Annotated in this window: 27 protein-coding genes and 1 pseudogene; 8 read left to right on the top strand and 20 right to left on the bottom strand. The window is 71.5% G+C overall.

The genetic code is table 11. From position 1 onward, the window contains the following. Positions 1 to 78: 78 nt before the first annotated feature. The gene (locus OG338_RS11105) at positions 79 to 927 is read right to left on the bottom strand and encodes a LysR family transcriptional regulator (protein WP_405937162.1); all 849 of its coding nucleotides are present in this window, start codon (positions 925 to 927) and stop codon (positions 79 to 81) included. A gap of 104 nt (positions 928 to 1,031) precedes the next feature. Between OG338_RS11105 and OG338_RS11110 the strand changes: the two genes are divergently transcribed. Then, entirely contained in the window at positions 1,032 to 1,775 is a 744-nt protein-coding gene (locus tag OG338_RS11110) for an SDR family oxidoreductase (RefSeq protein ID WP_405937163.1), read from the top strand. Positions 1,776 to 1,803: 28 nt separating this feature from the next. On the opposite strand, the gene OG338_RS11115 is transcribed toward OG338_RS11110, so the two are convergent. The 5 genes from OG338_RS11115 to OG338_RS11135 all read right to left on the bottom strand — a co-directional run bounded on the left by OG338_RS11115 (position 1,804) and on the right by OG338_RS11135 (position 6,474). Next, on the bottom strand, positions 1,804 to 2,580 hold the full coding sequence (locus OG338_RS11115) for an SDR family NAD(P)-dependent oxidoreductase (protein WP_405937164.1): 777 nt from the start codon (positions 2,578 to 2,580) through the stop codon (positions 1,804 to 1,806). Positions 2,581 to 2,655: 75 nt separating this feature from the next. Continuing rightward, positions 2,656 to 3,816 carry a serine hydrolase domain-containing protein gene (locus OG338_RS11120; RefSeq protein WP_405940385.1) on the bottom strand — a complete coding sequence of 387 codons (1,161 nt, stop codon included), beginning with the start codon at positions 3,814 to 3,816 and terminating at the stop codon, positions 2,656 to 2,658. Between the two features lie 66 nt (positions 3,817 to 3,882). Further along, complete coding sequence (locus OG338_RS11125; RefSeq protein ID WP_405937165.1) at positions 3,883 to 4,656, bottom strand: energy-coupling factor ABC transporter ATP-binding protein; 774 nt, start codon at positions 4,654 to 4,656, stop codon at positions 3,883 to 3,885. Continuing rightward, positions 4,653 to 5,414, bottom strand: a complete 762-nt coding sequence (gene cbiQ / locus OG338_RS11130) for a cobalt ECF transporter T component CbiQ (RefSeq protein WP_405937166.1) — start codon at positions 5,412 to 5,414, stop codon at positions 4,653 to 4,655. Before cbiQ ends, OG338_RS11125 begins: the two co-directional genes overlap by 4 nt. A gap of 1 nt (position 5,415) precedes the next feature. Then, the gene (locus OG338_RS11135) at positions 5,416 to 6,474 is read right to left on the bottom strand and encodes an energy-coupling factor ABC transporter permease (RefSeq protein WP_405937167.1); all 1,059 of its coding nucleotides are present in this window, start codon (positions 6,472 to 6,474) and stop codon (positions 5,416 to 5,418) included. A 199-nt stretch (positions 6,475 to 6,673) separates the two neighbouring features. On the opposite strand from OG338_RS11135, the gene OG338_RS11140 reads away from it, so the two are divergent. Next, positions 6,674 to 7,060 (top strand): SsgA family sporulation/cell division regulator, encoded by a 387-nt coding sequence (locus OG338_RS11140; protein ID WP_405937168.1) that lies wholly within the window; start codon positions 6,674 to 6,676, stop codon positions 7,058 to 7,060. A 131-nt stretch (positions 7,061 to 7,191) separates the two neighbouring features. Here the strand turns inward: OG338_RS11140 and OG338_RS11145 are convergent, their stop codons facing one another. Both OG338_RS11145 and OG338_RS11150 read right to left on the bottom strand, forming a co-directional pair. Further along, the gene (locus OG338_RS11145) at positions 7,192 to 9,420 is read right to left on the bottom strand and encodes an MMPL family transporter (RefSeq protein WP_405937169.1); all 2,229 of its coding nucleotides are present in this window, start codon (positions 9,418 to 9,420) and stop codon (positions 7,192 to 7,194) included. A 124-nt stretch (positions 9,421 to 9,544) separates the two neighbouring features. Further along, entirely contained in the window at positions 9,545 to 10,117 is a 573-nt protein-coding gene (locus tag OG338_RS11150) for a TetR/AcrR family transcriptional regulator (protein ID WP_405937170.1), read from the bottom strand. A gap of 169 nt (positions 10,118 to 10,286) precedes the next feature. Here OG338_RS11150 and OG338_RS11155 point away from each other — a divergent pair, with 169 nt between their 5' ends. After that, complete coding sequence (locus OG338_RS11155) at positions 10,287 to 13,571, top strand: S41 family peptidase (RefSeq protein ID WP_405937171.1); 3,285 nt, start codon at positions 10,287 to 10,289, stop codon at positions 13,569 to 13,571. A 25-nt stretch (positions 13,572 to 13,596) separates the two neighbouring features. Here the strand turns inward: OG338_RS11155 and OG338_RS11160 are convergent, their stop codons facing one another. After that, a complete protein-coding gene (locus tag OG338_RS11160) occupies positions 13,597 to 13,773 on the bottom strand; it encodes a hypothetical protein (RefSeq protein ID WP_405937172.1) in 177 nt (58 codons plus the stop codon). Positions 13,774 to 13,862: 89 nt separating this feature from the next. On the opposite strand from OG338_RS11160, the gene OG338_RS11165 reads away from it, so the two are divergent. The 3 genes from OG338_RS11165 (at position 13,863) to OG338_RS11175 (ending at position 16,045) form a co-directional block, all read left to right on the top strand. Further along, positions 13,863 to 14,435: a dihydrofolate reductase family protein gene (locus OG338_RS11165; protein WP_405937173.1), complete on the top strand. Its 573-nt coding sequence runs from the start codon at positions 13,863 to 13,865 to the stop codon at positions 14,433 to 14,435. 44 nt (positions 14,436 to 14,479) lie between these two features. Further along, positions 14,480 to 15,085, top strand: coding sequence for a dihydrofolate reductase family protein (locus OG338_RS11170; RefSeq protein WP_405937174.1), 606 nt, complete (start codon positions 14,480 to 14,482; stop codon positions 15,083 to 15,085). Between the two features lie 177 nt (positions 15,086 to 15,262). Next, entirely contained in the window at positions 15,263 to 16,045 is a 783-nt protein-coding gene (locus OG338_RS11175) for a polysaccharide deacetylase family protein (RefSeq protein ID WP_405937175.1), read from the top strand. Between the two features lie 105 nt (positions 16,046 to 16,150). On the opposite strand, the pseudogene OG338_RS11180 reads toward OG338_RS11175, so the two are convergent. The 11 genes and pseudogenes from OG338_RS11180 to OG338_RS11230 all read right to left on the bottom strand — a co-directional run. After that, positions 16,151 to 16,546, bottom strand: a pseudogene (locus tag OG338_RS11180) (GNAT family N-acetyltransferase; N-acetyltransferase); the annotation flags it as partial. Next, positions 16,540 to 17,424: a protein kinase domain-containing protein gene (locus tag OG338_RS11185; RefSeq protein ID WP_405937176.1), complete on the bottom strand. Its 885-nt coding sequence runs from the start codon at positions 17,422 to 17,424 to the stop codon at positions 16,540 to 16,542. The gene OG338_RS11185 and the pseudogene OG338_RS11180, both read right to left, overlap by 7 nt. Beyond that, positions 17,340 to 18,035: a DUF6875 domain-containing protein gene (locus OG338_RS11190; protein WP_405937177.1), complete on the bottom strand. Its 696-nt coding sequence runs from the start codon at positions 18,033 to 18,035 to the stop codon at positions 17,340 to 17,342. Before OG338_RS11190 ends, OG338_RS11185 begins: the two co-directional genes overlap by 85 nt. After that, positions 18,032 to 18,433, bottom strand: a complete 402-nt coding sequence (locus OG338_RS11195) for a hypothetical protein (protein WP_405937178.1) — start codon at positions 18,431 to 18,433, stop codon at positions 18,032 to 18,034. The genes OG338_RS11190 and OG338_RS11195 overlap by 4 nt, the downstream gene beginning before the upstream one ends. A gap of 107 nt (positions 18,434 to 18,540) precedes the next feature. Then, positions 18,541 to 19,389 (bottom strand): helix-turn-helix domain-containing protein, encoded by an 849-nt coding sequence (locus tag OG338_RS11200; protein WP_405937179.1) that lies wholly within the window; start codon positions 19,387 to 19,389, stop codon positions 18,541 to 18,543. Positions 19,390 to 19,397: 8 nt separating this feature from the next. Continuing rightward, on the bottom strand, positions 19,398 to 19,952 hold the full coding sequence (locus OG338_RS11205; RefSeq protein WP_405937180.1) for a DUF6879 family protein: 555 nt from the start codon (positions 19,950 to 19,952) through the stop codon (positions 19,398 to 19,400). After that, entirely contained in the window at positions 19,909 to 20,187 is a 279-nt protein-coding gene (locus OG338_RS11210) for a hypothetical protein (RefSeq protein WP_405940386.1), read from the bottom strand. Before OG338_RS11210 ends, OG338_RS11205 begins: the two co-directional genes overlap by 44 nt. 224 nt (positions 20,188 to 20,411) lie before the next feature. Further along, positions 20,412 to 20,780, bottom strand: coding sequence for a helix-turn-helix domain-containing protein (locus tag OG338_RS11215; protein ID WP_405937181.1), 369 nt, complete (start codon positions 20,778 to 20,780; stop codon positions 20,412 to 20,414). Then, on the bottom strand, positions 20,777 to 21,103 hold the full coding sequence (locus OG338_RS11220) for a type II toxin-antitoxin system RelE/ParE family toxin (RefSeq protein WP_405940387.1): 327 nt from the start codon (positions 21,101 to 21,103) through the stop codon (positions 20,777 to 20,779). Before OG338_RS11220 ends, OG338_RS11215 begins: the two co-directional genes overlap by 4 nt. Then, positions 21,066 to 21,500: an ATP-binding protein gene (locus OG338_RS11225; protein WP_405937182.1), complete on the bottom strand. Its 435-nt coding sequence runs from the start codon at positions 21,498 to 21,500 to the stop codon at positions 21,066 to 21,068. Before OG338_RS11225 ends, OG338_RS11220 begins: the two co-directional genes overlap by 38 nt. After that, entirely contained in the window at positions 21,497 to 21,703 is a 207-nt protein-coding gene (locus tag OG338_RS11230; protein ID WP_405937183.1) for a hypothetical protein, read from the bottom strand. The genes OG338_RS11225 and OG338_RS11230 overlap by 4 nt, the downstream gene beginning before the upstream one ends. Positions 21,704 to 21,820: 117 nt before the next feature. On the opposite strand from OG338_RS11230, the gene OG338_RS11235 reads away from it, so the two are divergent. Together OG338_RS11235 and OG338_RS11240 are read left to right on the top strand one after the other, a co-directional pair. Further along, the gene (locus tag OG338_RS11235; protein ID WP_405937184.1) at positions 21,821 to 22,663 is read left to right on the top strand and encodes a DUF5753 domain-containing protein; all 843 of its coding nucleotides are present in this window, start codon (positions 21,821 to 21,823) and stop codon (positions 22,661 to 22,663) included. After that, positions 22,644 to 22,916, top strand: coding sequence for a DUF397 domain-containing protein (locus OG338_RS11240; protein WP_405937185.1), 273 nt, complete (start codon positions 22,644 to 22,646; stop codon positions 22,914 to 22,916). The genes OG338_RS11235 and OG338_RS11240 overlap by 20 nt, the downstream gene beginning before the upstream one ends. Positions 22,917 to 22,926: the final 10 nt, after the last annotated feature.

Below are 22,926 nucleotides of genomic sequence, written 5' to 3' on the forward strand. Positions count from 1 at the left end.
GGCCGCCGCCGGCACGCAGAAACCCCGGGCTCGCGAAACAGCTCGACACCTTGACCGGCCCGGGCTCACCGCCGCCGGTCACAGCGCCATGGCCGCGCGGACCAGCCCCGCGACCGCCGTTGAGCGGCTGTGCGGGGGCCAGGCGATGACCGTGGTGACGTGGGGGCTGTCGGGTACGGGGACGGCGGTCAGGCCCTCGGGGAGGCTGGGGCGGATGGTTTCCGGGACGATTGCGCAGGCGCGGCCCAGGGCGATGAGCTGGGTGAGTTGGGTGTGGTCGCGCACCTTGGGGCCGGGGCCGTCCGGGAACGTGCCGTCGGGACGGGGCCAGCGGGGGAGGGGGAGGTCGGGGAGGTCGGTGACCTCGGCGAGACGGAGGTGGGGGCGGAGGCTGAGGGGGTGGCCGGCCGGGAGGACCGCGACCTGGCCCTCCGTGTGCAGGTCCTCGGTGTCGAAGCCGGCCAGGTCGTCGAACGGGCGGTGCAGCAGGGCCACGTCGGCCCGGCCGTCGCGCAGCACGCCCGCCTGCTCGCCCGGCCCGCACAGCAGGACGTCCACGGCGACGGCGCCGGGCTCGGCCGCGTAGGCGTCCAGGAGCTTGGCCAGCAGTTCGCCGGAGGCGCCCGCCTTCGCGGCGAGGATCACGGTGGGGTGGCCGGCCTCGGTGAGCGCGGCCCGGCGGGTGCGGCGCTCGGCGGCCTCGACGGCGTCCAGCGCCGCCCGCGCCTCCCGCAGCAGCACCGCTCCGGGCCCGGTCAGGGTGACGCCCCGGCTGCCGCGCTCCAGGAGGGGCGTGCCCAGCCGCCGCTCCAGCGCGCCGATCGCCCGCGACAGCGGGGGCTGGGCGATCCCGAGCCGCCCCGCGGCCCGGCCGAAGTGCAGCTCCTCGGCGACCGCGACGAAGTACCGCAGTTCACGTGTCTCCACACCCCCAGCGTAACGGGCCTCACCAGGAGCGATACCCGGGCGGTATCGCCGCCCACCCGGTCGGTCTTGGACGCCCCGCCCGGTCCGGGAGAAGGATCGAAGGCATGACCGAGACAAAGACTGTGAACCACCCCAAGGTCGCGCTGGTGACCGGGGCCAACAAGGGCATCGGCTACGAGATCGCCGCCGGGCTCGGCGCGCTCGGCTGGTCGGTCGGCGTCGGCGCGCGGGACGAGGAGCGGCGCGCGGCCGCCGTGGAGAAGCTGCGCGCGGCCGGGGCCGACGCCTTCGGCGTACCGCTGGACGTGACCGACGACGCGAGCGTGACCGCGGCGGCCCGGCTGCTGGAGGAGCGGGGCGGGCGGCTCGACGCGCTCGTCAACAACGCGGCGATCACCGGCGGCCACCCCCAGGAGCCCACCACGGTCGACGTGGACCGGGTGCGGGAGGCCGTGGAGACCAACGTGATCGGCGTCATCCGCGTCACCAACGCCCTGCTCCCGCTGCTGCGCCGCTCCCCGTCACCGCGCATCGTGAACGTGTCCAGCAGCGTCGGCTCCCTCACGCTCCAGACCACCCCGGGCGCCGAGACCGGCCCGATCTCCATCGCCTACGCGCCGTCCAAATCCTTCCTCAACGCCGTCACCGTGCAGTACGCGAAGGAGCTGGCCGACACGTCCATCCTGATCAACGCCGTCTGCCCCGGCTTCACCGCGACCGACCTCAACGGCTTCCGCGGGACGCGCACCCCGCAGCAGGGCGCGGTCGCCGCGATCCGGCTGGCCACCGTGGCGGACGACGGACCGACCGGCCGCTTCTTCAGCGACGAGGGCGAGATCCCCTGGTAGCGCGCAGCCGTACGCGCGCACGCCGCCCCTACTCCGAAACCGCCGCCCGGAACCCCGTGTTGACCGCCGTCAGCCCCCCGTCCACGCACAACGACGTGCCCGTGATCCACTCCGCGTCCGACGACGCGAGGAACGCGACCGCCTTCGCGATGTCCTCCGGTTCGCCGACGCGGCCCAGCGGGTACAGCGCGGTGACCCGGTCCAGCTCCGCCTCGCGGCCCGCCCAGGCATCGGTGCGGATCGTGCCGGGAACGACGAGGTTGGCGCGGACGCCGCGCGGGCCCGCGTGGCCGGCGAGGGTGCGGGTGAGGCTGGCCAGGCCCGCCTTCGCGGCGCTGTAGGCGTGGTTGCCGAAGTCCTGCATGCCGTTGACGGAGCCGATGGAGACGATCGCGCCGCGCCCGGACGCGGCGAGGTGCGGCATCGCGGCGCGGGCGCAGCGGTAGGCGCCGCCCAGCGAGATGTCGAGGTCGCGGTGCCAGGTCTCGTCCGGCTCGTCCTCGAAGAGCGTGCTGTCCAGGCTGCACGCGTACGCGTTGTTGACGAGGACGTCGAGACCGCCGAAGGTCTCCACTGCGTAGGCCACCGCCGCCTCGACCGCCGCCCGGTCCGCCACGTCGCAGACCAGCGGCTCGGCCACGCGCCCGTCCGCCCGGATCTCCGCCGCGACGGTCTCCGCCCGGGCGGCGTCCAGGTCGGTGACGAGGACGCGGGCGCCCTCGGCGGCCAGCAGGCGGGCGGTGGCGGCGCCGATGCCCCGGCCCGCACCGGTGATGAGGACGGCGTATCCGTCGAAGCGAGTCATAGCGCCGACCGTACCGCGCGGATCAGGACCTGGGCCCGGGGCGGCCGGCGGCAACTCCCCCGAAGCGCACAGCGGTCACAGCGCCGACCTCACCGCCCGCACCAACGCCTGCGCCCTGGGGTCCGCCGTAACCCCCTTCTGGAGGCCGTTCGTCACGTACCCGAAGGCGATCCCCGACTCCGGGTCCGCGAAGCCCAGCGAGCCGCCCCGGCCGGGGTGCCCGAAGGAGCCGGGCGCGAGCAGCGGGCTCGCCGGGCCGTGGAGCATGTAGCCCAGGCCGAAGCGGGTGTTGACGACGAGCACCCGGTCCGGGCCCGCCGACTCCTCGGTGCGGGCGAGCGTCAGGGTCGCCGGTGCGAACAGCCGCTGGCCGTCGACCGGGCCGATCATCGCGGCATAGCAGCGGGCCAGGCCGCGCGCGGTCGCGGTGCCGTTGGAGGCGGGGAGTTCGGCGGCCCGGTAGCCGGGGTCGTTCTCGTCGGGCAGCGGGTCGATCGCGCCGAACGCCCGCCGGGTCAGCGACTCCGGGTCGCGGTAGGCGTCCGCCACCGACCGCTTCGGGCGCATCCGCAGCGCCCCGGTGTCCGCGTCGGCCGGCGGCTCGGCGGGCCCGATCCGGCCGACCCGGTGGGCCTCGTCCCCGGGGATGCCGAACCAGAAGTCGAGGCCGAGCGGGCGGGCGATCTCCTCGGCGACCCAGCGGCCGACGGTGCGCCCGGTGACGCGGCGCACGAGTTCGCCGATGAGCCAGCTGTAGGTCTGCGCGTGGTAGCCGTGCGCGGTGCCGGGCTCCCAGGCCGGGGCCTGGGCGGCGACGGCGTGCGCCCCGCTCATCCCGTCCGCGGCCTCCGCCGGGGTCAGCGGCCGGTCCAGGGCCGGGACGCCGGCCCGGTGGGCGAGGAGGTGGCGGACGAAGACGCGTTCCTTGCCGTTCGCCTTGAATTCCGGCCAGTACGTGGAGACCGGGGCGTGCAGGTCGATCTGGCCGCGCTGGTGGAGCAGCAGCGGGACGGCGGCGGCGATGCCCTTGCCGGCGGAGCGGACGATCTGGACGGTGTCGACGGCCCAGGGTTCGGTGCCGTCCACGTCTCTGGTGCCGGCCCACAGGTCGACCACCTTGCGCCCGTGCCGGTAGACGGCGACCGCCGCGCCCCGGTCGCCGCGCTGCTCGAAGTTACGGACGAACGCGTCCCGGACCGCTTCGAATCCGGGCGCCGCCGTGCCTCGTACGTCCACGCCTGCTGCCGCACTCCCGCTCATCCCCCCATGGTGCACGGCACCGCAGGTGGGAGGTGGGGCGGGTCACCCGGAATTCACCGTCACGGAACGCGGGTCGAAGCCGAAGGGGAGTTCCAGGCGGTGGGCGCGCATCAGGGGCTCGTCGCACAGGAGGTCCTGGGTGCGGTCGTCGGCGGCGATGACCCCGTCGCTGAGGATCACCGCGCGGGCGCACAGCTCCAGCGCGTACGGCAGGTCGTGCGTGACCATCAGGACGGTGACGTCCAGGGAGCGCAGGATGTCGGCGAGTTCGCGCCGGGACGCCGGGTCCAGATTGGACGAGGGCTCGTCCAGGACCAGGATCTCCGGCCGCATGGCGAGGACGGTGGCGACGGCGACGCGGCGGCGCTGCCCGAAGGAGAGGTGGTGCGGCGGCCTGCCCGCGTAATCCTCCATGCCGACCTGTTTCAGCGCCTCCATGACCCGCTCCTCCAGCTCCGTGCCGCGCAGTCCCCCGGCGGCGGGTCCGAAGGCGACGTCCTCGCGGACGGTGGGCATGAAGAGCTGGTCGTCGGGGTCCTGGAAGACGATGCCGACGCGGCGCCTGATCTCGGCCATGTTCCGCTTGCCGACCGGCATCCCGGCCACGCGCACCGATCCGGCGCCCGCCTCCAGGATGCCGTTGAGGTGGAGGACGAGGGTCGTCTTGCCGGCGCCGTTCGGGCCGAGCAGCGCGACGCGTTCGCCGCGTCCGACGGTCAGGTCGACGCCGAACAGCGCCTGATGGCCGTCGGGGTACGCGTACGCGAGGCCGCTGACCTCCAGGGACGGCGGTACGGGGGCGGGGTCGGTGCTCATACGGTCCATCCCACCAGACACACGGCGAGGGCGAGCAGCGGGAGGGCGGCGGCGTACGCCCACTGGGTGCGGGATGCGGTCACCTGGTCGATCACCGGCATGGAGCCCCGGTAGCCGCGGCTGACCATCGCGAGGTGGACGCGTTCGCCGCGCTCGTACGAGCGGATGAACAGGGCGCCGGCCGACTTGGCGAGGACGCCCCAGTGCCGCAGGCCGCGGGCCTCGAAGCCGCGGGAGCGGCGGGCGATGGACATGCGGCGCATCTCGTCGGTGATCACATCGCCGTAGCGGATCATGAAGGAGGCGATCTGGACGAGCAGCGGCGGCAGCTTGAGGCGCTGGAGGCCGAGCAGCAGTTCACGCAGTTCGGTGGTGGAGGCGAGGAGCACCGAGGCGGCGACCCCGAGCGTGCCCTTGGCCAGCACGTTCCAGGCGCCCCAGAGGCCGGGGACGCTGACGGAGAGGCCGAGGACGTGGGTCTGCTCGCCGGGCACGACGAACGGCATGAGCAGCGCGAACGCGACGAACGGCACCTCGATCAGCAGCCGCTTGAGCAGGAAGCCGGCCGGGACGCGGGCGAGCGCGGTGACGCCCGCGATGAGCAGCGCGTAGAGCCCGAAGGCCCAGACGGCCTCGCGCGGGGTGCAGACGACGACCACGACGAAGCAGAAGACGGCGGCGAGCTTGCAGTGCGGCGGCAGGCCGTGGACCGGTGAGTGCCCGTGCCGGTAGAGCTTGTGCGCGTGGCCGGCGCCCATGTCAGACCTTCTCGTCGTTACGCGAGTGCTCCTCGCCCTGCGTACGGCGGCGGCGGGAGACCACGTAGAAGGCGCCGCTGCCCGCGACGAGGGTGGCGCCGACGCCGATGATCCCGGCGAGGCCGCCGGAGAGCCGGGTGTTGGAGACGTCCTTGACGCCGTAGTCGGCGAGCGGGGAGTCCTTGGCGGCGTGCTCCTTGGCCTTCTTGTCGATGCCCTGGTCGGTGGCGACCTTCTCCAGACCGTCCGGGTTGGCGGAGGCGTAGAAGGAGACGAATCCGGCGAGCACGAGGGCGGTGACCAGGCCGGTGGCCCAGAGGCCGCGGGTCGGGCGGTGCGCGGCGGGGGCGGGCTCGCGGACCGGGGCCGGGGCGTCGACCAGTTCGCCGTCGACGCGGAGCTTGAGCGGGGCGGTGAGGCCCTTCGCGCCGTGGACCAGGTCGGGGCGGACGGCGAGGACGGCGCCGACGGTGAGCGCGGTGATCACGGCCTCGCCGATGCCGATGAGGACGTGCACGCCGACCATGGCCGTGAAGACCTTGCCGATCGGGATGTCGGTGGTCCCGCCGATCCAGTACAGGAGGGTGAAGACACAGGCGGCGGCCGGTACGGAGACCAGCGCGGCGACGAAGGAGGCGGCGGTCATCGAGCGGCGGGTGCGCGGCAGCACGCTTACCAGGCCGCGGAAGAGCGCGTACGCGACGACCGTGGTCGTGATGCCCATGTCGAGGACGTTGACGCCGAGCGCGGTGAGGCCGCCGTCGGCGAAGAGGATGCCCTGCATCAGCAGGACGACGGATATACAGAGCACGCCCGTATACGGTCCGACGAGTATCGCGGCGAGCGCCCCGCCGAGCAGATGGCCGCTGGTGCCTGCGGCGACGGGGAAGTTCAGCATCTGCACGGCGAAGATGAAGGCGGCGACCAGACCGGCCAGCGGCGCGGTGCGCTCGTCGAGCTCGCGCCGGGCCCCCTTCAGACTGACGGCCACGGCACCGGCGGCGACGACGCCCGCGACGGCGGAGACGGGTGCGTTGATGAATCCGTCGGGTACATGCATGGGGGAGGCTCCGCTTCCTGCGTTCTCGCATGGGCGCGCCGGGTGCGCGGGGTCGTGAACCTCTCAATGATAGGACCTTGTTGCGAAGCGTTCGCAAGAGCGCGTTCAGCACAACTGCACAGGACTCTCGTAGTGCCCTTTACATAAAATATGGGACATTAGATAACAAAGTTGCAGAAGCAGGATGGAGAGTCGGCCCATGTCCTCCGCGATGCCCACGTCCCCCGTGATCCATGACCATGCCCGTGCCCGGCTCGTCACCGATGCCCGCGATCTGCCCGTCGTCCCGGTCGAGCTGCGGTTCGACGGCGCGGACTCCCCCGCGCGGGTCCGCATCGCCTATCCGGGCGGCACGGAGTGGGCCGTCGACCGCGAGCTGCTGGAGCGCGGGCTGCGCTATCCGGTCGAGCAGGACGGCTGGCGGATATGGCCGTGCGGCAGGGTCCAGGTGGTCGTGGAGCGGCACGACTCGGCCGGCGTGGACGTCGTCCAGTTCGACTGCGCCCCGCTGGTCCGCTTCCTGCGGCGTACGCATCAGGAGGCGCCGCGCCAGGAGGCGCCGAAGCCCGAAGCCGCCCGGGCCTGAACACGGCGAGAGCCCCCGTGCACACCGTGCACGGGGGCTCTCGCCGCCCCGGCCCCCCGTCCCCACAGGTAACCCGGGCTCCCGGGGCCGCGCACCGCTCGGACGCGGCCCCGGAGATCAGTCCGCGCGGCTCACACGCGGATCAGCTCACGCTCCCCGCCGGACTCGGGGCCCGCGTCGCCGGACGACGGCTCGTCCAGGTCCTTGCGCAGGCCCTCGCCCTCGACGTCCACGTTGGGCAGCGCGCGGTCCAGCCAGCGCGGCAGCCACCAGGCGCGCCGGCCGAGCAGCGCCAGGACGGCGGGCACGATCGCCATGCGCACGATGAACGCGTCGAAGAAGACGGCGATGGCGAGCGAGAAGCCGATCATCTTGATCATCTGCTCGCTGGAGCCGATGAAGCCGGAGAAGACCGCGATCATGATCACCGCGGCGGCCGTGACGACCCGCGCCCCGTGCTTGAAGCCGGTGACGATGGCCTGGCCGGGCTTCTCGCCGTGGACGTACGCCTCACGCATCCGCGTGACGAGGAAGACCTCGTAGTCCATCGCGAGCCCGAAGACCACGCCCACCATGAAGATCGGCATCATCGACATGATCGGACCGGTCTGCTCGACCCCGAAGAGCGAGCCGAGCCAGCCCCACTGGAAGACCGCGACGACCGCGCCCAGGGCCGCGACGACCGAGAGCAGGAAGCCGAGCGCCGCCTTCAGCGGCACCAGGACCGACCGGAAGACCACCATCAGCAGCAGGAAGGCGAGGCCGACCACGAGCGCCAGGTAGGGCAGCAGCGCGTCGTTCATCTTCTGCGAGAAGTCGATGTTCATCGCGGTGGAGCCGGTGACCAGCACCTCGGCGCCGGTGTCCGACTTGATGTCCTTGCCCGCGTCCCGGATCGCGTGGACCACGTTCTCCGTCTCGACGGAGCTGGGGCGGTCCTTCGGGACGACGGTGATCATCGCCGCGTCGCCGGCCTTGTTGAACGTGGCCGGGGTGACGGCGACGACGCCCTTCATGCCGGCGATCCGGTCGCCGACCTGCTTGGCCGCGGCCTTGCCGTCCGCGCTGTCCTCGGTGTCCACGACGACGAGCAGCGGCCCGTTGAAGCCGGGGCCGAAGCCGTCGGAGAGCAGGTCGTAGGCGCGGCGCTGGGTGGTGCTGGTGGGCTGGGAGCCGTCGTCCGGCAGGCCCATCTCCAGCGACGCGGCCGGTACGGCGAAGGCGCCGAGGCCGAGGACGCCGACGAGCAGCACCCAGACCGGCTTGCGCAGCACGAACCGGGCCCAGCGGGTGCCCACGTTCGGCTTCGCCTCGGGCCTGTCCCCCGCCTCGGCGGCCCGGCGCGCCTTGCGGCCGACGACGCGCTTGCCCACGAAGCCCAGCATGGCCGGGACGAGGGTGAGGGCGATGAGCACCGCGATGGCGACCGTGCCGGCCGCGGCGAAGCCCATCTTGGAGAGCATCGGGATGTTGACGACGGCCAGGCCGACGAGGGCGATGACCACGGTGAGCCCGGCGAAGACGACCGCGGACCCGGCCGTGCCGACCGCCCGGCCGGCCGCCTCCTCGCGTTCCCGGCCCTCGGCCAGCTCGGCCCGGTAGCGGGAGACGATGAACAGCGCGTAGTCGATGCCGACGGCGAGGCCGATCATCATCGCGAGCGTGGAGGTGGTGGAGCCCAGGTCGAGCACGTTGGCCAGGGCGGTGATCGTGGAGACGCCGATGCCGACCCCGATCAGGGCGGTGAGCAGCGGCAGCCCGGCCGCGATGAGCGAGCCGAAGGTGATGACGAGGACCACGGCGGCCAGTGCGATGCCGATGACCTCGGTGGCGCCGGTCTCCGGCATCACCTGGAGCGCGTCGCCGCCGATCTCGACGGTCATGCCGCTCTTCTGGGCGTGGGTGCCGGCCTCCTCCAGCGCGTCCCGGGTGTCATCGGTCAGCTCCATCGAGTTGACCTTGTACGACACCGAGATGTACGCGGTGGAGCCGTTCTTGGAGACGGCGTCGCCGGTGTACGGGTCGGTGACGGAGGCGATCTGGTCGGAGCCGTCCTTCAGCTCCCGGGTGATCTTGTTCACCTCGGCCTTGTTGGCCGCGTCCGTCATCTTCTCGTGCTCGGGGGCCTTGAAGACGATGCGCGCGGTGGCGCCGTCGGCACTGGATGACGGGAAGCGCTGTTCCAGCAGGTCGAAAGCCTTCTGGGCCTCCGTACCGGGGATGGAGAAGGAGCTGGAGGTGGCGGTGGCCGCGGTGGACGCGCCGAAGACGGCGAGTCCCAGCAGTGCCACCCACATCAGGGCGACATAGCCGCGGCGCCGGAAGGCGAGCCGGCCGAGCTTGTAGAGGAATGTGGCCACGAGGGCGTACTCCCGGTCAGGTCGTGGAGTGGAAATGGGCGTGAGGAACCAGCCCGACGACGAGAGCGGCGTGTCAGGTGGGGCTTGGGGAGGGGGCCGTACGGGAAAGCGCGGGGACCTGAGGTCAGACGCCGAGAGCGGGGAGGATCACGGAGTCGACGTAGTCGAGAAGGAATGCCTTGTCGACGGGGCGGTCCTCGACAAGCTGCCGGGTGGCGAGCGCGCCGACCAGCATGTGCGGTACGTATCCGAGCGCCGGGTTGTCCGGGCTCACCTCTCCCCGGTCCACGGCTCTGCGCAGGAGCAGGTCGAGACCCGTCATCTCGGGCTCGATCAGCAGTTCCCGCAGGGCCTGGAGGAGATCGGGGTTGTTGTGGACGGCATGGCTCAGACCCCGCATCAGCGCGGCGTCCTTCTCCATCTGACAGTCGTCACCGCGACTGAGCACGGCGTGGAAGTCACCGCGCAGCGAGCCGGTGTCGACATCGCCGAGGGTGCCGGGTTTGTTGTGGCGCAGGGCCGTGACGACGAGCGCCGGCTTGCTCCCCCACTGGCGGTAGAGGGTGGCCTTGCTGGAATGCGTACGGGCGGCGACGGCGTCCATCGTGAGGGCGTCGTAGCCGACTTCGCGGAGCAGGTCGAGCACGGCGGCGTACAGCTCGCTCTCACGCTCGGGCGTGAGCCGTGTGCGTGCCATGGTTCGACCTCCTGTCCGATTCCGATGAAGCATCGAACGAAACCGTTTCGTACAGCAGAACGGTACCCCGCCCGCCGAGCGAAACGAAACGGTTTCGTTTGTGGCTCGCACCACAAAAAGCGGGCCTCTCTGAGTTGCCGGGCCCCCTTCGCGCGGAAAGCATTGGGGGGTGAGTGACGACGTCTCGTATCTCCGGTTCCCGCACGTCCACGAGGATCTGCTCTGCTTCGCGGCGGAGGACGACCTGTGGGTCGCCCCGCTCGCCGCCGAGGGCGAGCGGGGCGGCCGGGCCTGGCGGGTCACCGTCGACCGCACCAGAGTCGGGCACCCCCGCTTCTCGCCGGACGGGACCCGGATCGCGTACACGTCATGGCGCAGCCTGGACCCGGAGATCCATCTCGCCCCCGTCGCCGGCGGACCGTCCCGCCGGCTCACCCACTGGGGCTCCACCGACACCCGGGTCTGCGGCTGGACGCCCGACCCGGGCGACGCGGCGCAGATCCTCGCCGTCTCCTCGCACAACCAGCCGTTCTCCTACTTCTCCTGGGCCTACAGCGTCCCCACCGACGGCAGCCCCGGCGGCAAGCTGCCCTGGGGCCCGGTCTCCGACATCGCGGTCGCCGACACCGACGGCGAGCGCCGCACCCTGCTGCTCACCGGCACCCCGCCGCACGAACCGGCGGCCTGGAAGCGCTACCGGGGCGGGGCCATGGGCCGCCTGTGGCTGCACGGCGAGCGGCTGCTCCCGGACATCGGCGGGCACCTCGACACCCCGATGTTCGTCGGCGGCCGGATCGCGTTCCTCTCCGACCACGAGGGCGTCGGCAACCTCTACTCCTGCCGCCCCGACGGCACGGACCTGCGCCGGCACACCGACCACGACGCGTTCTACGCCCGGCACGCGGCGAGCGACGGGCGCCGGGTCGTCTACCAGTGCGCGGGCGAGCTGTGGCTGGTGGACGACCTGGAGACGCCGGACGCAGCGCCCCGGAAGCTGGAGGTCCGGCTGGGCGGCCCGCGCGCCGGGCGCCGTACGTACCAGGTCCCGGCTTCGAGCCATGTGGACGCGGTGTCCGTGGACGAGACGGGCCGGGCGAGTGCCGTGTCGGTACGCGGCAGCCTGTACTGGCTCACGCACCGCGACGGGCCCGCCCGCACCATCGCGGACACGCCGGGGGTACGGGTGCGGCTGCCGGAGATGCTGGGCAGCGGGGGCGAGGTCGCGTACGTCACCGACGCGGAGGGCGAGGACGCGGTCGAGATCGCCCCGCTGCCGCGCGCCAGCGGCGACCGCCCGGTCCGCCGCCTCGCCTCGGGCCTGATCGGCCGGGTCCAGGAGCTGGTGTCCGACCCGGACGGCGAACGCCTCGCCATCGCCGCGCACGACGGCCGCCTGCTGCTCCTGGACACCGACGAGGAGACGTCCACCGGCGAGCCGGTCGAGCTGATCCGGTCCGTGAACGGGCCCGTGCGCGATCTGGCGTTCTCGCCGGACGGCGCCTGGCTGACCTGGTCGCACCCGGGCATCGGCCGCTCACTGCGCAAGATCAAGCTGGCCCGGATCAGCGGCCCCGGCGCGCCCGCGATCGTGGACGTCACCAACGGCCGCTTCGAGGACGAGAACCCGGTCTTCACCGGCGACGGCCGCTATCTGGCGTTCCTGTCCTGGCGCGGCTTCGACCCGGTGTACGACGTCCACACCGGCGACCTGTCCTTTCCGCTCGGCTGCCGCCCCTATCTGGTGCCGCTGTCCTCGGCGACCCCGTCCCCCTTCGCCCTGCTGCCCGACGGCCGGCCCGCGGCGGGCGGCCTGGACCCGGTCGACACGGCCGAGGCGGGGCTGACGGAGGGGTCCACGGTCACCGTCGAGTTCGAGGGCCTGGAGAGCCGGGTCACGCCGTTCCCGGTCTCCGCGTCGAAGTACTCCGCGCTGGCGCCCGTGTCCGGCGGCGGTCTGGTGTGGCTGCGCTGGCCGATCTCCGGGGCGCTCGGCGAGACCTTCGCCAACCCGGCGGACATGTCGGGCCGGCCGACCCTGGAGCACTTCAGCATCGCCAAGGCGAAGAAGACCGAACTCGTGGGCCACCTCGACTCGTTCGAGGTCAGCGGCGACGCCTCCCGGCTGGTCGTGATGGACGACGGCGAGCTGCGCGCGGTGCCCGCGACGGAGCCCGGCGACAACGACTCGACCGTCTATCTGGACCTGCGCCGCATCCTGCACGAGGTGGACCCGGCGGCGGAGTGGCGCGGGGCGTACGGCGAGGCGGGCCGCATCATCCGCTCGTACTTCTGGGAGCCGGACATGTGCGGCATCGACTGGCCGGCGGTCCTGGACCAGTACCGCCCCCTGGTCGAACGCGTCGCCACACCCGACGAGTTCGCGGACCTGCTGCGCGAGGTGCTGGGCGAGCTGGGCACCTCGCACGCGTACGTGTCGCCCGCGCGCCGCAACGAGGGCCCGCCGCACTACCAGCGCGCGATCGGCCTGCTCGGCGCCAACTTCGCGTGCCGGGACGGGGACTGGACCCTGCTGCGCATCCTGCCCGGCGACTCCTCGGACTCCAAGGCGCGGTCCCCGCTGGCCGGTACGGGCATCCGCGAGGGGGCGGTGCTGACCCATGTGGACGGGCGGCCGGTGGACCCGGTCGCCGGGCCGTATCCGCTGCTGGCGGCGGCGGGCGGCACGACGGTCGAACTGACCTTCCGCCCGGCGGAGGGCGAGGGGCGGCCGCGCCGCATCGCGATCGTGCCCCTGGTCGACGAACGCCCCCTGCGCTATCAGGACTGGGTCGCCAAGCGCCGCGAGGTGGTCCGGGAGCTGAGCGGGGGGCGGTGCGGCTATCTCCACATCCCCGACATGGGCGGTTCCGGCTGGGCCCAGTTCAACCGCGACCTGCGGATGGAGGTGTCCCGCCCCGCGCTGATCGTGGACGTACGCGGCAACGCCGGCGGCCACATCAGCGAGCTGGTGGTGGAGAAGCTCACCCGTACGATCCTGGGCTGGGACCTGACCCGCAACGCCCAGCCGGTCTCGTACGCCTCCAACGCCCCCCGGGGCCCCGTCGTCGCCCTGGCCGACGAGGCGACCTCCTCCGACGGCGACATGATCACCGCCGCGTTCCGCCTGCTGAAGCTGGGCCCGGTCGTCGGCCAGCGCACCTGGGGCGGCGTCGTCGGCATGACCGGCCGCCACCGCCTCGGCGACGGCACGGTGATCACGGTGCCGATGAACGCCGCCTGGTTCGACACGTACGGCTGGTCCGTCGAGAACCACGGCGTCGAACCGGACCTGGAGGCGCTGCGCACCCCCCTGGACTGGGCGGAGGGCCGCTACGCGGTCCTGGACGACGCGGTCCGCACCGCCCTGGACCTCCTGGCCGCCCATCCCCCGGCGACCCCACCCACGTACGACACGGCCCCGGACCGCCGACGCCCGCCCCTGCCACCGAGGTAACCGCCGGGCCCCGGCGCCTGCGGCTTCACACCTCATGCGCCCCGGCCACGACCGCCACCGTCCACGCGGTCGCCCCGCCCCGCACCCGCATACGGAGCGCCTGCGCCTCCACCTCGCTGTAGACCCGGCCCACGGTGACGACCCCGTCGCAGGCGATGCGCCGTGGGTCGGCCTCGGGCCGGTCGGCATCGACCAGCGTCACCCGGCCCTTGCCACGCCGAACCGATGACTTTTGCCGCGCCGCGCAGTCTGAACCCATGTAAAGCCCGCCGCCCGTACCCCGAGGACATCATGCGCACACTCATCAGCACCGCCTTCGTCTCCCTCGACGGTGTGGTCGAGGCCCCGGGCGGCGAGCCCGGTTACCGGAACTCCGGCTGGACCTTCAAGGGCGTCGACTTCCTGCCCGAGGCGTACGAGATCAAGACCCGGGAACAGGAGGAGGCCGGGGCGCTCATGATGGGGCGGCTCAGCTACGAGGCGTTCAGCCCCGTGTGGCCGGGCATGGCGGAGTTCGCCGGCTACAAGGCGATGCCCAAGTACGTCGTGTCCACGACGCTCACCGAGGACGGCCTCGTGGACGGCTGGGGCGAGACGCACATCCTCCGCTCCCTGGACGACGTCGCCGCCCTCAAGGCGACCGACGGCGCCCCGGTCATCGTGCACGGCAGCGCCACCCTCAACCGCGCGCTCTCCGACGCCGGCCTGATCGACCGCTATCACCTCCTCGTCTTCCCGCTGCTCCTCGGCGCCGGCAAGCGCCTGTTCAGCACGGCCGACAAGGACACCCGGCACCTGAAGCTCGTGGAGCACGAGGCGTTCCCCAACGGCATTCAGAAAAACGTCTTCGACGTCATCCGCTGAGCCCGCCGCCGGACGCCCGTACCCCACAACGAGAGGAACACACCATGCGCAAGATCATCGTCTCCACGTTCCTGACCCTCGACGGCGTCATGCAGGCCCCCGGCGGCCCCGACGAGGACCCCGAGAGCAACTTCACGCACGGTGGCTGGCAGAAGCCCCTGTACGACGAGGGCGCCGGCGAGGCCATCGCCGGCTGGTACGAGGACACCGACGCGATGCTCCTCGGCCGCAAGACGTACGACATCTTCGCCTCGTACTGGCCGACCGCCGACCCGGACATGCCGTTCACGGAGCGCATGAACTCCATGCACAAGTACGTGGCCTCCCGCACCCTGACCTCCGTCGACTGGCAGAACTCCAGCCTCCTGGAGGGCGACACCGCCGACGCCGTACGCCGCCTCAAGCAGACCGAGGGCCGCAACATCAACGTCGTCGGCAGCGGCGACCTGGCCCAGACCCTGATGCGCGAGGACCTGGTGGACGAATACCGCCTCACCATCCACCCGGTCATCCTCGGCACCGGCAAACGCCTCTTCGCCGACGGCGCGATCCCGACGGCCCTGGAGCCGGTCACGGTCACCGGCACGAAGGGCGGCACGGTCCTCGCCGTCTACCGCCCGACGGGCAGGCCCACGTACGACAGCTTCTAGGCACCGCGGGGCAGCGGATCGAGCCGCTCCCGGCCCCGTTTGTCGCCGCTCTCCCGCAGATTTGTCCGCGCTCCGTAACAGAGGCATCCCCAGGGGCCCCTTCCTCTGTCCTGCTGGGGGCAGTGCAGGCACGGTACGGACATCACAGCGGCGGCGGACAAAGGGGCGGGGCGGACGATGGCGAAGCACAGAGAGAGGACGTGGCACAGCCGGCTCATCGCGGCGGCTCTCGGGGTCACGGCGCTGGCCGCGGCCACCTCGGTGTGGACCGCGCAGGCCGGCACCACCGACGGGAAGCGGCCGGCGGCGGTCGCGTCGCCGTCCGCCTCGCACCATGACCGGCCCGTGGCCGAGAAGGTCGCGGAGGACATCGCCCACGCGTCGGACAAGGGCCCCCAGGGCGTCAACATCACCATCGACGACGGCCCGGACCCCACCTGGACGCCCCAGGTGCTGCGGCTCCTGAAGGAGAACGGGGTCAAGGCCACGTTCTGCATGGTGGGCACGCAGGCCCAGGCATACCCCGACCTGGTCAAGGACGTCGTGGCCGCCGGTCACCGCCTGTGCGATCACACCGTCTCGCACGACGTCACCATGAACAAGAAGTCCGAGGCGTACCAGGCCAAGGAGATCCTGGACGCCGAGCGGATGATCACCAAGGCGTCGGGCGGCGTCCACCCGCAGTACTACCGCGCCCCGGGCGGCGCGTTCACCCCGTACAGCCGGAAGCTCGCCGCCTCGCACGGGATGCGGCCGCTGGGCTGGAACGTCGACACCAAGGACTTCGAACACCCCGGCGTGGACACCATCGTCGCGACCGTCAAGAGCGAGATCGCCAACGGCCCGACCGTCCTCTTCCACGACGCGGGCGGCGACCGCTCCCAGACCCTGGCCGCACTGGGCCAGGTCCTGCCGTGGCTGCGGGAGCAGGGGTACGCGTACGGCTTCCCGGTGCGGTGAGTCCGGGGGGCGTCTTCGCCGATGAGTCAGGGCGTACAGCTCGTAGGGGACGGTTCCGTTGTCGGTCTGCCGGCCGGATGTGCCGATGCGGGTGAACCCGGATTTGGCCAGGACTCGGCCGGAGGCGGGGTTGTCGGGGTGGTGCATGGCCTCCAGCCGGTTGAGGCCAGCGGTGGTGAAGGCCACGGAGACGACCTGGTGCACGGCCTGGGTGGCGTAGCCGTGGCCCCAGGTGTCCTCGCGAAGGATGTAACTGATGGTGCCCATGGACGGGGTGCGTCGTCGTAGAGAGATCAGGCCGATCATCTCGTCGTCGGGGAAGATGCCCCAGCTCCACTGTGCGCGCGGGGTTTCGTCGGCTCGGTCGAGGGCTGCGCGGATCTTCTCGTGTGCCTGGTCGAGCGTAAGGGGCCTGCCTGTGGTGTGCCGGATGGAGGCGCCGCTGTAGACGCGGGTGAGGGCACGCGCGTCGTCGGGGCGCAGGGCGCGCAGAGTCACCATGCGGTGGTCAGCTCCTTCGCGGTGGGCCGATCGGAGGGGTCGGGGGCCAGGCACGCGGTGATGGTGTCCTCGAACGCGGGGAACGGCCACGGGCGGACATCGCCCAGCGCGGTGGTGGTGCCCTTGGCGATGGCGGCCAACTTCTCCGGCCGGGCGGTGGTGTCGTCGTAGGGGACGGGTCGGTGGCCGGTCCAGCACCAGAACAGGGAGGCGCCCAGGCCCCAGATGTCGGCGGCCGGGTGTGCCTGGATGTGGGTGTCGTCGGGGGTGGCGAGGATCGCGGTGGCGGTCTCCGGTGCGGTGGTGTGGGTGAGGGCTCCCCGGTACGGAACGCGGCGGCGGTCGTCGGGGCCGCAAGCGAGGGCGTAGTCGATGACCGCCGCCCGGTTGCCGCTCGTAACGAGGGTGTTGGTGGGCTGGACGTCGGCGTGAGCCCATCCAGTGGCGTGCATCCGGGCGAGGTGCTCCGTCCAACTGCGGGCGATGCCTGTGAGCCAGGACCGGACAGCGGCGCGGTCTCCTTCCGGGCTGCGGGCTGGGGCGAGCGCCCGCCACAGGGGTGCACCGTCAATCCAGCTGACGGCCAGCCACCGGCCACCCGCCCACGTCCCGGCACCCACCCGGTAGTCGGGGCTGAGGGCCCCCGCGGCCGTGAGGCGAAGAAGGTGGTCGTCCTCCTGGGCCATCTCCGCGGCCTTCTCGTGTGCGTTGTCGCCGTCGGGGTCGTTGGCCTTCAAGACGACCGCTCCTCCGGGGCCCTGGACCTTCCAGACCCTGGAACCGCGCCGGTCGCTCAGGAGCTGGATCGTGGTCGGTTCGCCGGTGCGTCTGGTGAGGAGGGCAACGGCTTCGGCGGGAGGAGGTGGTTCCTGGCCCATGTCCGGATGTCCTTCCACTGGGTGGGGATGTGCGCGAACACGTCGCGGCCGTCGTCGTCGGCCCCGGCGAGCGCGGCGGCCAGGTCGGGTGTCGCGCCCAGGAAACGTGGGTCGCGGCGACGGACAGCGGCCCGCACGGGGAGGAACGAGGCGGGGGCGGCGGGGATGCGGTGTCCGGCTGCGGTGACTTCCTCTTCTCCCGCGTAGAACTTGCCGAACATCACCCCGACGGGCCCGTAGAGGTTCTTCAGCACCCAGTGCGGCCACGCCAGCAGGTCACGGTGCCCTGTCCCGGCCACCTCACCCAGCAAGACGATGTTCTCGCACCGCAGAAGGCCGTGGGGCCGGTTCAGCAAGGACCGTAGCCGCTCCGCTGCTTGGGCGCCCACGTGGAATAGCTCCGCCTGGACGGCTTCGGCGTCGCCGTCGGCGCGGTAGACCGTCCAGGTCGTCAGGCCCTGCTGGAGGGAGGGGGCGAGGTAGGGGCAGTGGGCGGCCATTTGGCGTGCGTAGGCGCCCATGTCCACGGAGCCGGGCCGGGTGGTGCCTGCCTCAACGAGGCGTAGCGCCCCGGCGGTGGACCGGGACGCTGCGCTGTGGCTGGTGGTCACTGGCGGGCGGCATCCGGCTGGTCGGGCACCATGTCGCCGTCACCACCGGCGGGACCGCAGTCCCATTCGGCAACCACAACGCCACTCTCCCGGTAGCGGGCGATGGCGGCCTGGTCGACGTTGCCGTCGGCATCGGTGAACCAGATCTCCGGCAGCGGTCCGTATGCCTCTTCGTAGGCGGTGACCCAGGCGATCGGGCCGTGGCCGTTGTTCACGACGTGACGGATCGGCTGCCCGGCGCTCTCCAGGCACAGGGCCTCGTAGGCCGGGGTGCCGAGCAGATCGTGCCACGCCTTGTCCACAGCTGGGGAGAACATCTCGGGTGCGGACTGGCCGCTCTCGAAGCGTCGGCCGGTGATGGTCAGGAACCGGCGCAGCTCGGTCGTTGCGGTGCTCATGGTGGTGCCCCTCTCGCTGTCGAGTGGTGCTCGCTCCATCCGGATGGGTTCGACGCTACGGATGCCACCGGTCCAGCCCCAACGAGATTGCGGGTAATTGCGGAACTTCACTCCAGGGCGTCGATCGCGGCCCGGATCAGATCGCGGGCTGCGTCGCCGTAGACGGCCATCTTCGTCAGACCGGTGAACGCCTTGGCGTAATCCGCGAGTTCGCGCGGCTGCTTGATCTTGATCTCCGCCGTCAGAGTCTCCACCACGGCAGTGGTGTCGTCGTGGAGGTAGAACGCCTCCAGCGGCCACACGGTGCGCTGCGCGGTGAACGGGATAACGCCCAGCGAGACCGAGGCGAGCGGCATCACCGCCAGGAGGTGACTCAGCTGCCCGCGCATCGCCTCGGCGTCGGCGGTGCGGAACCGCAGGACGGACTCCTCCATGAGGACGACGTAGCGGTGTCCGCCCTCGTAGAGGAACCGGGAGCGCGCGACCCGGGTGGCGACCGCTTCGGAGACGTCGTTCGGCGTGCCCTGAAACGTAGTGATCTGCTCCATGAGGGCGGTAGCGAAGCCGGGAGTCTGAAAGAAGCCCGGAAACACGTTGGAGACGTAGACCCGGCAGACGCGGGTCCGTTCGTGCAGGGTGTTCCAGTCCTGCTGGACCTTGCGCATCCCGTCCTTGTGGAGGCGGCGCCACTCCAGGTACATGGAGTCGACGGCGCGGGCGGTGGCGATGAGGTCGTCGGCCTGGTCGTCCGCGTCGCACGCCGCGCACCAGGCGCGAATGTCCGCGTCGGAGGGTGGCGCGTCGCCCTTCTGGATGCGGGTGGTCTTCGCGGGGTGCCAGCCGCACCGGGCGGAGAGGTCCCTCCCGGTGAGGCCGGCGTCCTTGCGCAGGTGCTGCAAGCGCACCGCCAGCGCCTCACGGGCCGCCTGTGCACTGGACGACGGGGATGCGGTCACGGGGCTGCTCAGGGGGCCTGAACGGTGTACTTCTCGTGCGGGATGGCACGCTTCCAGACCGTCTCGAAGGCGGCTTGGCACAGCGCGACGGCGGCCGGGTCGGTGGTGCGCTCCTTGCCGTCCGATGCCCAGTCACCGGCGCCGGTGAAGTGGTGGAACTGCACGAGCCGGCCGTCCAGGAGCCAGAAGTCGTTACCGGGCAGCGCGATGTCGCTCGCGCCGCGGCGGGGCAGCCAGCGCACGTCCTCCCCGGCCTGGAGGTTGAGCGGGGTGATGGCGTGCTCGTAGCGGATGTAGTCGGTGACCGGCTCGGAGACGATCCGCGCACGGCGCATGACCACGCCGCGGGCGACCGCGTCCTTCACGAGCGGCATCCACTGGGGCCAGAACGAGCGGTCCGGGTCGAGGTTCGGGACGCCGGTACGCAGGAAGGCGGCGTAGTCGTCCGCCTCGTCGCCGACGGCGTACAGGTCGCGCATCTCCAGGTGGGCTGCCGTGTGGCGGGCGTCGGCGAGCAGCTCAGCGAACGTCGCGGTGTTCAGCTGCTGCGCGTTCAGCGGCATCGCACGCCTCCCTCAGAATCGGCACCATACGGAACGGAAGCCGGATCACCCGCTCATGCGCCGGAATCCCCGTCTTGTGGTCCGCCACCCACTCGGTGGAACCGACCAGGGCCTTGAGAAGGGCATCGGCTTCCTCGCCCTGGAGGACCAGGTCCGCGCTCTCCTCTTCCACCCACACCGTCGGTGATCCCTCGCCGCCAGTGTTCGGGTCGATCCCGACGAACCGTAACGTCATCACATACTCCCGTTCAGTCGGTTGCGCGTAGTTGCGCAGACGGTCCCGCAGACCGGGACCCGCGTCAAGGGTGCGTCCCGGAACAGACACGGGCTGAGGATTCGCACGAATTCGCCGGAATGCGCGAGCCCGGCGACGCCTCGGAGCCGGTCACGGTCGCGGGCTACAAAGGCGCCACGGTCCTGGCCTCTACCGACAGCTCCGGCAGGCGCCGGAGCGGTCCCTCATGCCGCAGATCCCCGCTCGCTTCCGCGCCCCGCTTCCGGCTCGTGGCTTCCGTGCGGCGTGAAGGTGAAGGCCGAGGTGTCGTGGTCGAGGTCGATCGTCAGGGACGCGTCCAGGGCCCGGGCCAGGCGGGTGAGCAACGGGAGGGTCGGCACCGAGTCCCCACCCTCGATGTTGGAAATCTGCGGCTGGGTCACCTCGGCACGACGTGCCAGTTCCGTCTGTGACATGCCGAGTGCCTTGCGCCGGTCGTAAACGGCCTGGCCGAGGGCGAAGGCATACCCGGCTTCGGTGTAGGCGGACGACTCCTCGACCGTCTCCCCCAGGAGCTTCCTGGTCCTGCGGGTCCTCCACTCGGAGTGTTTCATCGGCTCTCCTCACCGGTCCGCTCGTAGCTGTGCTCAGCGGGGCCATGACTGGCCTCACAGTCCCTCTGAGCCCGCTGGGCCCGCTCGACCTCGGCGCTCTCGCGCTGTCTGGTCTTGCGGAAGACCGTCAGCAGCACGATGCGCCGTTCGGGGGCGAGCCAGTACGTGATCCGTACCGCGTTACCGTCCATGGTGAAGCGCAGCTCCCGCACCTTGCCGCCGAGGTGGCGGGTGTACGGCTCGCCCAGCATGGTCGGCCGGTCCACAAGCATGTCAACAGCGCGTTCAGCGTTGAGGCGACAGTGCGGCCCCTGCCCTGTCAGGCCGAAGGCCCGCCCGCCGTTTCGGGGCCCTCAGCTCGCACCAGACCGTCTTGCGGTACGGGGCCTGCTCCACGCCCCAGCGGAGGGCCAGCGCGTCCAGGAGTTGGAGGCCGCGGCCCGACGTGCCCTCCGGGTCGGGTTCGCGGAGGACGGGCCAGACCGCCGCTGCGGGGTCGCTCACTGATACCCGTACGCGCCCCGAGGGCGTCGCGGTCAGGCGTAACGACACCGGCGTGCGCTCCCCCACGTGGGTGATCACGTTGGCCAGCAACTCGCTGACGCACAGGACGAGATCGCCCGCGTCCTCGCCGTCGAACCGGTCCCGCAGTATCTGCCGGATCTCCGGCACGGCCTGTGGGACGGCCAGGAACTCCCATGTCAGGGGCAGCCCGTTCATCCCCCGGCCGCCCTCTGGAACACCTCGGCCAGCTGACGGGCCGTCTCCGTGTTGCAGTTACCGAGCGCGACGAGCGGCTGCCGGCCCGTCCAGGCGAGCGTCAGCGGGTCAACTCCCAATGACGGCAGCGTGATGCCGTTGGCCTTGAGCGCCGCGCGCAGTGCGTCGATCTCCGGGCCGATGTCGTACGGGGCGTGGTCCATGAGGGCCGTCCACCTTTCGGTTGCTTGCTGTGACGAACACCTCACACGCTGCCGTATGGACCTCTACCGTGGAAGCCAATTCCGCTCCACAGAGCGAAGTGTGAAAGGGGGTCGGCGATGGCCAAGGAGATCGACGGTTCGGCGGGAGTGCCGCAGTTCTACGGGAAGGAGCTGCGGTACCAGAGGGAGGCGGCGGGCCTGACCATGGAGAAGCTGCTGCGCGGCAGCTACTACGGAATCGCCATGCTCAGCGCGGTCGAGCACGGCGATCGCCGCATGCCGCGCCCCCTCGCCGCGCATGTGGACCACAAGCTGAGCACGGACTTTTTCACTCGGCGTTGTGAAGACGTTCAGGAGGCCCAAAGCAAGGGGCACGCCGCGTTCTTCGCGAACATCGCGGAAGCGGAGGTTCGCGCACGGACCATCAACGAGTGGTCGGGCAATCTGATCCCTGGACTCCTCCAGACTCCCGCGTACGCGCGAGCCGTCATCCAGGCGACGCATCCGCTGGACACTCCCGAGGAGGTGCAGGCCAAGATCGACGCCCGGCAGAAGCGGGCCAAGCTGTTCGCCGACCCCAAGAAGCCCGAGTACTGGGTGGTCCTGGACGAGTCGGTGCTCCGTCGCCCGCTGCTGGAACCGGCAGAGATGGCGGAACAGTTGGAGCACATTGCCGCCCTGGTGCAAAGCCGCCGGGTCGTTCTACAGATCCTTCCGTGGAACGCGGCCACCCGCCCCATCAGCGAGATGCCACTGCTCATCCTGGACTTCGACGACGAGCCGCCGCTGCTCTACACCGAGGGCGCCTACCACGGGCAGACCATCGATGATCCGGGGCTCGTTAAGCAGTACCGCAACGCATACGATCGCCTCAGGGCCGCCGCGCTGCCGCCAGAGGTGTCCCTCGCCCTGCTGAAGAAGGCGGCTGAGGAGTTCCGGAATGGCCAGCACCACCCTTGATCTGAGCACCACCCGCTGGCGCAAGAGCAGCTACAGCAACGGCTCTGGCGGGAACTGCCTCGAAGTCGCGGAGGGGTACGCCCTGTGGCGTAAGAGCAGCTACAGCAACGGCAGCGGCGGGGACTGCCTCGAAGTCGCCGACGGCCACCCCGGGCTCGTCCCCGTCCGCGACTCAAAGCGGCCCAACGGGCCCGCGCTCGTCGTCAACGCCGCCGCATGGGCGCCGTTCATCGCGTCCGTCAAGGCCGCTTGACGCAGCAGCC

The sequence above is a fragment of the Streptomyces sp. NBC_00726 genome (assembly GCF_045161735.1).
Classification (GTDB): domain Bacteria; phylum Actinomycetota; class Actinomycetes; order Streptomycetales; family Streptomycetaceae; genus Streptomyces.